At 46.4% G+C, this 10013-nt stretch carries 10 protein-coding genes; 3 read left to right on the top strand and 7 right to left on the bottom strand.

Going from position 1 to position 10013, the window contains the following annotated elements:
• From FWF39_RS03105 to FWF39_RS03085, 5 genes are all read right to left on the bottom strand, one after another.
• On the bottom strand, nucleotides 1-188 hold a 188-nt coding region (locus tag FWF39_RS03105), incomplete at its 3' end, for a hypothetical protein (RefSeq protein WP_343381976.1).
• A 316-nt stretch (nucleotides 189-504) separates the two neighbouring features.
• Entirely contained in the window at nucleotides 505-735 is a 231-nt protein-coding gene (locus tag FWF39_RS03100; RefSeq protein ID WP_343381975.1) for a hypothetical protein, read from the bottom strand.
• 15 nt (nucleotides 736-750) lie between these two features.
• A complete protein-coding gene (locus tag FWF39_RS03095) occupies nucleotides 751-2925 on the bottom strand; it encodes a CDC48 family AAA ATPase (RefSeq protein WP_343381974.1) in 2175 nt (724 codons plus the stop codon).
• 133 nt (nucleotides 2926-3058) lie between these two features.
• A complete protein-coding gene (locus tag FWF39_RS03090; protein ID WP_343381973.1) occupies nucleotides 3059-3337 on the bottom strand; it encodes an elongation factor 1-beta in 279 nt (92 codons plus the stop codon).
• 10 nt (nucleotides 3338-3347) lie between these two features.
• A complete protein-coding gene (locus tag FWF39_RS03085; RefSeq protein WP_343381972.1) occupies nucleotides 3348-3527 on the bottom strand; it encodes a zinc finger domain-containing protein in 180 nt (59 codons plus the stop codon).
• A 270-nt stretch (nucleotides 3528-3797) separates the two neighbouring features.
• On the opposite strand from FWF39_RS03085, the gene FWF39_RS03080 reads away from it, so the two are divergent.
• The 3 genes from FWF39_RS03080 (at nucleotide 3798) to FWF39_RS03070 (ending at nucleotide 7093) form a co-directional block, all read left to right on the top strand.
• Complete coding sequence (locus FWF39_RS03080; RefSeq protein ID WP_343381971.1) at nucleotides 3798-4091, top strand: hypothetical protein; 294 nt, start codon at nucleotides 3798-3800, stop codon at nucleotides 4089-4091.
• 225 nt (nucleotides 4092-4316) lie between these two features.
• A complete protein-coding gene (gene proS / locus FWF39_RS03075) occupies nucleotides 4317-5759 on the top strand; it encodes a proline--tRNA ligase (protein WP_343381970.1) in 1443 nt (480 codons plus the stop codon).
• 56 nt (nucleotides 5760-5815) lie between these two features.
• A complete protein-coding gene (locus FWF39_RS03070) occupies nucleotides 5816-7093 on the top strand; it encodes an aminotransferase class I/II-fold pyridoxal phosphate-dependent enzyme (RefSeq protein ID WP_343381969.1) in 1278 nt (425 codons plus the stop codon).
• A gap of 39 nt (nucleotides 7094-7132) precedes the next feature.
• Here FWF39_RS03070 and ilvE read toward each other — a convergent pair whose 3' ends face one another.
• Nucleotides 7133-8017, bottom strand: a complete 885-nt coding sequence (gene ilvE / locus FWF39_RS03065) for a branched-chain-amino-acid transaminase (protein ID WP_343381968.1) — start codon at nucleotides 8015-8017, stop codon at nucleotides 7133-7135.
• 88 nt (nucleotides 8018-8105) lie between these two features.
• Nucleotides 8106-10001: a threonine--tRNA ligase gene (locus tag FWF39_RS03060; protein WP_343381967.1), complete on the bottom strand. Its 1896-nt coding sequence runs from the start codon at nucleotides 9999-10001 to the stop codon at nucleotides 8106-8108.
• Nucleotides 10002-10013: the final 12 nt, after the last annotated feature.

The raw sequence follows: 10013 nt of genomic DNA, 5'->3' as shown, positions 1-10013 counted from the left end.
ACACCAATTAATCTGAAAAACCCACCGGCAACCCCAGCCGCACTTATCAATTTAATACATTGATTAGCAGAAATAACAAGAGAAGACCCTGTAAGCTGAATATCATTTGCAAGAGTAATAACTGCAGAAACCCCTGCCGTAGCATTATTGATGGCATTTCTAAGTTCAAACTCTGTTCTAACAGACATAAGTATCCCCCAGAGAAGAAAGCCTAACACATGATGCCAATACACAGCAAGATAAAGAAGAAAATCGCAGTACAAACAACCGATTTGCATGAATATCGTTTAACTCAAATTGGAATTTTCCAAAATTCATACACAGCCCATCCCACATTACTAAACATACAATACTATAACAACATATAAACAGTCACATATTAGATATCATATGAAATAATACAATCGAAGGAAAAATCAGTAATTTTTGTGCTGGGTATGAGTTAAGCAGAGCAACAGATATTTAGGATAAAATGAAAAGTAGGAATACAAAAATAAGGAAGGACTATTGGACGAGTTCGACGCGGCGTTTGCCACGTGCCATTGAGGAGGTTCGGATTTTTCCGCTGACCTCAAGGTTTAGTAAGAGCTCGTTGAAGTCTTTGAATCCTAGGTCTTCGTATTCGTCTTTGAGTTGGTCAAAGAGGTCATCGTCTGCCATGTCGCCTTTTTTTTGCAGAACTTCTAGGAGGTAAAAGAATGCTGGACGGGTTTTCCAGGTTTTCATTTGGGGCATAGCGATTCCTTCGTGTTATGCAACTGGGGTTGCTGGCTTTTGTACTTGTCGGATTTGTTGCATGAAACTCTTGTACCATTTCTCCATGTCAGGTGTGATTGAGGGTCCCATTTCTTTCATTGCGTCTTGGAAGTCTTTCATGGTGACGTTTTGAGAGTTTATGTCGCGTCGCAGGGAGTGCATGGCGGCTTCACGGCACAGTGATTCTATGTCTGCGCCGCTGTAGTATTTGGTTTGGGTGGCGAGTTGGTTTAGATCGACGTCGGGGCTTGTGGGCATGTTTTTGGTGTAGATTTGGAAGATTTGGAGGCGGCTTTTTTCGTCGGGTTCGGGTACGTAGATGAGGCGGTCTAGTCTGCCGGGGCGTATGACTGCGTTGTCGACCATGTCGGGGCGGTTGGTTGCGGCGATGACGACTATGTCTTGGAGGGTGGTGATACCGTCCATCTCTGTGAGGAGTTGGCTTATGACGCGTTCAGACATACCGCTGTCGCCCATGCCTAGGCCGCGTTTGGGTGTGAGGGAGTCGATTTCGTCGAGGAATATGACTGCGGGTGCGGCCATGCGGGCTTTGCGGAAGACTTCTCGGATGGCTTTTTCGGATTCGCCGACCCATTTGCTAAAGACTTCGGGGCCTTTTATGGAGATAAAGTTGGCTTCGGATTCGGTTGCGACTGCACGTGCTAGGAGGGTTTTGCCGCAACCGGGTGGGCCATACATTAGGATGCCTTTGGGTGCGCGGATGCCCATTTTTGTGAACATCTCTGGGTTTTTGAGGGGCCACTCGACGGCTTCTTTTAAACGCTGTTTGACGTCTTCTAGGCCGCCGGCTTCGTCCCAGTGTACGGTTGAGACTTCGATGTAGACTTCGCGCATAGCGGTTGGGGTGACTTCTTTGTAGGCGCCCATGAAGTCGTCCATGGTGACTTCCATTTTTTCAAGAACTTCGGGGGGGATGCGTTCTTCTTCGAGGTTGATTTGGGGGAGGTATCGGCGAAGGGCTTTCATGGCGGTTTCTCTGCTAAGGGCGGAGAGATCGGCACCTGTGTATCCGTGGGTCATTTCGGAGAGTTTGTTGAGATCGACGTTTGCTTCGGCTAGGGGCATGCCGCGGGTGTGGATTTGGATGACTTCATAGCGGCCTTTTTTGTCAGGAACGCTGATTTCGATTTCGCGGTCAAATCTGCCGGGTCGGCGCAGTGCAGGATCGAGAGCGCCTGGGCGGTTGGTTGCACCAATTACGATGACGTTGCCTCGACCGGAGAGTCCGTCCATTAAAGCTAAGAGTTGGGCGACGACGCGTCGTTCGACTTCGCCTGTGACTTCTTCGCGTTTGGGGGCGATGGCGTCGAGTTCGTCGACAAATATGATGCTGGGTGCGTTTTGTTGGGCTTGTTGGAAGATTTCACGCAGACGGGCTTCGGATTCGCCGTAGAATTTACTCATGATCTCGGGGCCGTTTATGGAGTAAAAGTTGGCTTCCGATTCGTTAGCTACCGCTCGGGCAAGCAGGGTTTTGCCGCAACCGGGTGGGCCGTGGAGCAAGACACCTTTGGGTGGTTCAATTCCTAAGCGCTGGAAAAGCTCAGGGTGTCTTAAGGGGAGTTCAACCATTTCTCGGACGCGCTGAAGCTCTTCGTGTAGGCCGCCTATGTCTTCGTAGGTTGTTCGGGGTAAGCCTTTGCCTTCAGGGGCGGGTTCGTTTAGTATGGTTAAGCGCGTCTCAGTTGTGACTTTGATGATACCGTGAGGTCGGGTTTTTGAGACCATAAAGGGTATGGCATGGCCTAGCATCATAACCAAGGTGGTGTCACCCTCAACCAAAGTGCGTTCCATTAGGCGGTTTCGAACAAAGCTGGTAAAGTCATCATCGACGTTAAGACGCATATCCACCGGCGCTAAGGTTAGAGCCATGGCGGTTTTGACTTTGGCAGGTCGGATAACCACATACTCATTTATGGCTACACCGCTGTTTTTGCGGGTAAATCCATCGATGCGGATGACATCGCGATTTTGGTCTTCGCTATAGGCGGGCCAAGCAATCGCACTTGTCGTACGTTTGTTAACAATCTCGATTACATCCCCAGCACTTATCCCCAGCTTTTGCATTGTCCGCTGGTCGATGCGTGCAATACCTCTGCCGACATCTCTTTGTCGTGCGTCTCCAACGCGTAATTGAACTTCACTCATCTATAAGGCTCCAAATAATTGTGTCACTTAAAGTGTCTGTTTGAAAAAGAACGCTTAACATATATAAACTTTAAAGCGGTACCGCCAAACAGCTAAACCGCATAGCTGAAAGGAAAAATAAAACAAAAAAGGGTTAATCGCGGCTGGTTCGCCGGATATTGAAAGCCTCTGCTTGGCTGACACCGGGAATTTTAGCAAGCGCAACCTCAAATTCTTCAACAAGCCCATCTAAATTCTCAGGAAAACGCACCTGAACCAAAAGCGCCACCAAACCAAACGCAATATCCTCAGTACCCCAACCCTCAATAGATGCAGCCTGAGGCAAAATAGCCTTAACTTTTTCTTTTAGAGGCTCAAAATCTTTGACTATATCTTCAGGGAAAACTTTGTAAACAACAAGAATAGCGCCCATCTAGTTCCCTCTATGGCCCTTGAAAACCGCAATTAGGACACTTAAATAGTCTGCCAAACTTGCGGCATTTACCATCGCGCTTAATTTGAATCTCACCGCAGTTAGGACATAGAAACTTTGTCGATTCGCTCCCCGGCGGAATAGGTTTACCGCAACTTGTACATGTGACCAGTGATAGTTTTTCCGACATAACTGACACTTCTTTATTTGCGAAATATTTGGCAAGCTCCCTTATAACTGCTATGCTCAAAAAACCCCCATAAACACCAAACAAACAAACAACACCCACCAAAAACAGAAACCAACCCAAACAAGCACTCAACTTTAACTTGACCCACAGAATTGTGAGGAGCAGTTATGGAGGGTTAAAGGGAAAAGTTTTATGAATTTTTAAAAATACAGAGCTACAGAGACATAAAAACATAAATGCCTGCCCTGCAAACTATTGAGCAGTGCGTCTATGACAGAACAAGAGCAAAGAACAACCGAAGTATTGGATCGAACAACACAAATTAAAATAGTCAAACTTTACACTGAACTTCGAATCAACATAGCAGGATTTTTCGGTTGTTTTATTGGCACTATAGCTTCAATAATCCTCGTGCTTCAAATATTGTCAATCAATATTTGGGGGGTAAATTCAACCAATTTAGGGGTTGTTTTTGGAATAGCGGGTTTGTTGTGTGGTTATGGTGCATATTCATTTATAGGAAAACTCAAAGTTACTCGTAAAAAGATCAATGAACTAACCTAAAAACACAGGCTTATTCCCCCAAATTGTGGTCAAATTGAGGCACTCAACAACCACCCACGCAACAAAGAAAACCAACACTCAACCAACACAAAAAATCAAAACAGAAATACAATAAAATCCCTCAAACCCCACAACCAATTTAGCAACAACCACCACGTGATTTGAACTCTAAAGTAGTGCTTTATATTTTGGTTTTTAGCATACACTGACAAGAAGCGAATACTCATGTCTGATACTGGTGTAACCGTTAAAAAAAACGAAGACTTCAGCGAATGGTACGTTGAAACCATTCTAAAAGCTGAATTAGCCGATTATGCGCCTGTGAAGGGTTGTATGATTATTCGACCCGACGCCTATGCAGTTTGGGAAAAAATCCAAGAAGTCATCAACCAAAAAATCAAAGCCACAGGCCACCGCAACACCTACTTCCCCATGTTCATCCCCGAGGCCTTCCTCAAAAAAGAAGCCGAACACTTCGAAGGCTTCACCCCTGAGGTCGCATGGATCACCCAAGGCGGCGAAACCCCCCTAGAAGAAAAACTAGCCGTTCGCCCCACAAGCGAAACCATCATGTATGCCATGTTTAGCAAATGGATCCGCAGCTGGCGTGACCTGCCCCTTAAAATTAATCAATGGTGCAACATTGTACGCTGGGAAACCAAAGCCACCAAACTCTTCCTACGCACCCGCGAATTTCTCTGGCAAGAAGGCCACACCGCCCATGCCACCCAAGAAGAAGCCGAAACCGAAGTGCTCTGGGCCCTTAACATGTACAAAGAAGTCATAGAAAATTACCTCGCCATCCCCGTGCTCATCGGAACCAAAAGCGAGAGCGAAAAATTCGCCGGCGCCAACTATACCACCGCACTAGAAGCCATCATGCCCGATGGCAAAGCACTCCAAATGGGAACCAGCCACAACCTAGGACAACACTTCGCCAAAGTCTTTGATGTCAAATACATCGGAGAAGACAAACAAGACCATCAAGTCTGGCAAACCAGCTGGGGCATCACCACCCGACTCATCGGCGCCATGATCATGGTCCATGGCGATGACAAGGGCTTGATTATGCCACCCAAAGTCGCACCCACCCAAGTCATCATCGTACCCATCCCATTTAAAGGCCAAGAAGCAGAAGCCATCGACGCAAAAACCAAAGAAATCGAGACCACCCTCAAAACCAAAGGCATAAGCACCATCCTTGACAACCGAGCCGAATACACCCCGGGATGGAAATTTAACCAATGGGAACTAAAAGGCGTCCCACTGCGCATCGAGATTGGCCCCCGAGACGTAAAAAACAACCAAGTGGTTATGGTACGACGAGACACCGGCCAAAAAACATTTGTCAAAGACCCAGACATACCCGCCACTGTCGAACAACTCTTAGCAGATATTCAAGACAATATGCTAACCAAAGCCAAAACCATCCTTGCCGACAAAACCACCACGGTACAAACCTATGAGGAATTCAAACAAATCGTGGAAAGCAAAGGCGGCTTTATAAAAGCACCCTGGTGTCTTGACCCCAAATGCGAAGCAAAAATAAAAGAACAAACAAGCGCAACCATCCGCATCCGACCATTCCAAAAAGAAGAACCAACCACACCCTGCATCTTTTGCGGCAAAGAAGCAAAAGAAGTCGTCTACTTCGCCAGGTCCTATTGACCTGCCCCGCTTTCTTTAATTTTTAGTGCTCTGAGCCATATTTATGGTTGTATCGTTTGTTTTACTATGGCTTAGGTGGGAATGTTTATTTTTTGGGTCTGCGAGTTCTCTGGAGTACAGGTAACGGTATGTCAGGCATCAAAGTAACTAAGCGGGCAAGTAACATTGAATATGCCATACGGGACGTAACAATCTACACCAAAGACCTCATAGCAAACAACAGAAAAATTTACAATCTAAACATTGGCGATCCCGCGGCATTTGACTTCAAAACACCCCCCAGCCTAAAAGAAGCGCTCTGCCAAGCCATAGCCCAAGAAGACAACTATTACTCACCCTCAGAAGGCCTGCCTGCACTGCGAGAGGCAGTGGCACACAAGGAGAAAAAAATCAACAACGTCGACATAACAGCCGATGATGTTTTAGTTACCGAGGGTATCTCAGAGGGTATCCAGATGCTTTTGGGCGCCATTGTAGAGAAGGGAGATGAAATCCTCTTTCCGGGTCCAACCTATCCACCCTACATCAGCTACACCCGCTTCTTTGATGGTACACCGGTCTCATATGAAACCATCGAAAAAGAAAACTGGCAACCAAATATTGATGATCTGCGCAAGAAAGTAACTAAAAAAACCCGTGCGATTGTATTAATCAACCCCAACAACCCAACCGGGGCAGTCTATAACCACAAAACCGTTAAAGAGATCCTCGACATTGCTGGTGAAAACGATCTCCCGGTTATAAGTGATGAAATTTATGATCAGCTGACCTATGAAAAACCCTTTGTCAGCGCCGCCAATGTAACCACTGATGTTCCTGTGGTGATCTTGAATGGGTTTAGCAAAGTCTATCAGATGACCGGCTGGCGATTGGGCTACATGTACTTTAAAGGAAAAAACAAACATCTCGATGCACTCAAAGATGGCGTAGAAAAGCAGTGCCGTATACGCATCTGCGCCAACACGCCAGTTCAAATCGCTGCAACAGCTGCACTCAACGGACCTCAAGACTTTGTCAAAGATATCGTAGAGCGGCTAAAACAAAGACGTGACTTTAGCCATAAACGCCTAAACGAAATCGAGGGTGTATCTACCACCAAACCCGAGGGCGCCTTCTATATTTTCCCCAAAATCGAGGGTATTGGCAAACGATGGAAAGACGATAAAGACTTTGTGATTTCACTACTCAAAGCAACCGGTGTACTAATCGTTAATGGTAGCGGCTTTGATCCAGTGTATGGCAAAGATCATGCACGTATTGTTTTTCTGCCACCCATCAGCGAATTAGAAAACGCCTACAACGCCTTAGAAGACTTTATCAAAAAGGGACAATAACAAAGTAGCAGATAGGAAACAAAAAAGGGTTTCCCCTTTTTAGATTTTTGTTCCGTTTTTGGGGTCAGCGATTACGCTTTGGAATTCAACTACCAATTTTTTGGTGATGGGTCCGGGTTTGCCGTCTCCGATTATACGTTTGTTAACTTCACGGATAGGTACCACTTCCATGGCGGTTCCTGTGAAGAAAGCTTCATCGGCTGTTAGGATCATAAATGGTGTTAGGTTGGTTATGGTTAGTTTGATGTCGAGTTTTTTACAGAGACCAACTATTGCATCAGAGGTTATGCCTTCAAGTGCACCGGTGCTGTTTGGCGGGGTTAGGACTTCGTTGTTTTTGACTATGAAAATATTTTCACCAACACCCTCAGCGACATAGCCGTTTGGTTCTATGCATATAGCTTCGTCGGCACCGTATGCATTTGCTTCGATTTTGCCCATGACACTGTTGAGGTAGTTGAGGGATTTAATTTCGTGGGTGGTGGCATCCACTGGGTTTCGTCGGACCCAAGTAAACGCTGCAGTTATACCGGTGTCTTTTGCGTTGCCGGCTTTGATGTTTATGGTGTCTGTGATGATTATGATGGAGGCTTTGGGGCATTTGCGGGGGTCTAGGCCCAAATCGCCGATGCCTCGTGAGACTATGAGGCGTATGTAGCTGTCTTGCATTTTGTTTTTGCGCAGGGTGTCAACGACGGCTTGTTCGAGTTCTTGTTTGGTTAGGGGGATGGTTAGCATTATGGCGTGTGCGCTGCGGTAGAGGCGGTTGATGTGTTCTTTTAATTTAAAGACAATACCGTTGTAGGCGCGTATGCCTTCAAAGACTCCGTCGCCGTAGAGAAATCCGTGGTCATAGACGCTGATTTTTGCCTCTGATTTGGGGTAGAATGTGCCGTCGATGTAGATTTGAAGTTCATTGGTCATTATCTTTACTCCTGGTTTGTTATGTTGTTGGGTTGTTGGTAATTATAGGTTGTCACTGTTATTCATACGATTCATTTACATTTGCGCTCTAACCGTGGAATGAGGGTCGTTTTGATAGATAGAGGGGCAGGGGTAGGGGTTTGTAGGGTTTGTTGGCGATTTTCTCGGAGACTTTGATTATGAGTTCTGTGGTTGTTAGGGTTTCTTGTTTGCCTTTTTCTTCGCGGATACGTACTGAGAGGGTGCCGGATGCGATTTCTTTTTCGCCCACTACAATGATGTAGGGGACCCATTCTTGTTCGGCTTCGCGGATTTTTTTCTGCAATGTGGAGGAGGAGTCGTCTATGTCTACACGGATGTTGTTTGATGAGATTTGTTGGGCTAATTGGGTGACATTATCTAGGAACTTGTCAGAGAGGGGGATTAGTCGTACTTGGGTGGGTGAGAGCCATAGTGGCAACATAGGGGCTTTGCCGGTTATTTGTTCGCGGTAGGCTTTTTCTAGAAGTGCATAGATGTCGCGTTCGATAGCACCGCTTGGACTACAGTGCAGGATAAGGGGGTATTGTTTTTCTCCTTTTTCATCGACGTAGGTGATTTCGTAGCGTTTGGCGTTTTCGACATCGATTTGATCAGTGCTTAACGCGGCGGCTTTGTCTTGGTTGTCTACAAAGTTGAGATCCCATTTAAGGGCGAAGTAGAAGAAGCGTTCATTCCAGACCTCTGCAAGCATGGGTTTGCCAAACTTTTGGGCTATGGATGCTATGAATTCTTTGTGTTCGGCGTAGAAGTCTTTGGTGAAGCGTATGGCGATTTCATAGTCGTCTTTTACTAGGCCCATGTTTGAGAGTACATCAAGTGAGAGTTCAAAGCGGGTCATGAATTCGGTTTTGGCTTGGGGGTAATCTGCACAGAATGCATGGCAGTCCGGCATGGTAAATGCGCGCAGGCGTTTTAATCCGACGACTTCGCCGCTTTTTTCACGTCGGAAACTATAGCGGGTGAGTTCGAAGAGTTTGAGGGGGAGTTGCTTGTAGCTGATTTGGGCGTCATGGGCCATGAGGAATTGACCAAAGCAGGCAGCAAATCGTAAAAAGAGTTCTTTGTCCTCGGATTTGAGTACGTATTGGCGGGCGGGGAAACGGTTGAGATAGCTTGCTAGGCTGGGATGGTTAAAGTCATACATGAGGGGTGTTTCAACTTCCATACCGCCGTATTGGGCTACACGCAGGCTCACGTATTGTTCGAGGAGGGATTTTATCATGCGGCCTTTGGGGTACCAGCGGATGTTGCCTGGATCGCTGCCTGATTCATAGTCGGCGATTTCAAGCCTCTTCATTAGGGGTACATGGGGCGGCATTTGGGTAACAGCGCGGGTTTTTTTGATTTCATAGTTAGCAAATTTTTGGAGATTGCCATAGCCTTTGAATTTGAATTCTTCCACAGGCACCAAGCTACCATCGGTTTGGAGGATGTGCCAATAGGATTTCATGGTGTCCTCGGCTTTGAGAGCTGCTGAGACGGGTTCTTCGTCTTTTTTACCCTCACAATTTGGGGTTTCAGCCTGAGTTGAGGCAGCAGTATAACTACGGGCCATCTCAGCTAGCGGATGGCCTTTTATGGCTAGGGTGAACTGTTTGTTCCAGCCAAAGGGAGCCCGAAAAGTCTCTATACCCTTTTGTTTGGAGTAGGCTTCCATGTCTTTTATGAGACTAAATGCCTGATTGGGTTGGGAGAGGTTGCTACTAAGATGTGCAAAGGGATAAATGAGCAACCGATTAACTTTGAGTTTACCCAAAAAGGCTCGGGCATCATCTATGGCGCGCTGCACCAAAGCGGTGTTGTCGCCTTCCTCGATGGCTGTGAAGAGTACCACAACCTCTTCAATGCGAACTTCTTCTTTTGATGCCTCCTCAGCAGTGTTGATTTCTTTTTCAATAGGTTTGAAAACTATGGAGTCAGAATGAAACTGGAGAATACGCATAGAAATAACCTC

The organism is Candidatus Bathycorpusculum sp. (assembly GCF_009778815.1).
Taxonomy (GTDB): domain Archaea; phylum Thermoproteota; class Bathyarchaeia; order Bathyarchaeales; family Bathycorpusculaceae; genus Bathycorpusculum; species Bathycorpusculum hydrogenotrophicum.
The sequence above is the reverse complement of the archived record's forward strand: the minus strand, read 5'-3'. Positions and strand labels throughout refer to the sequence as shown.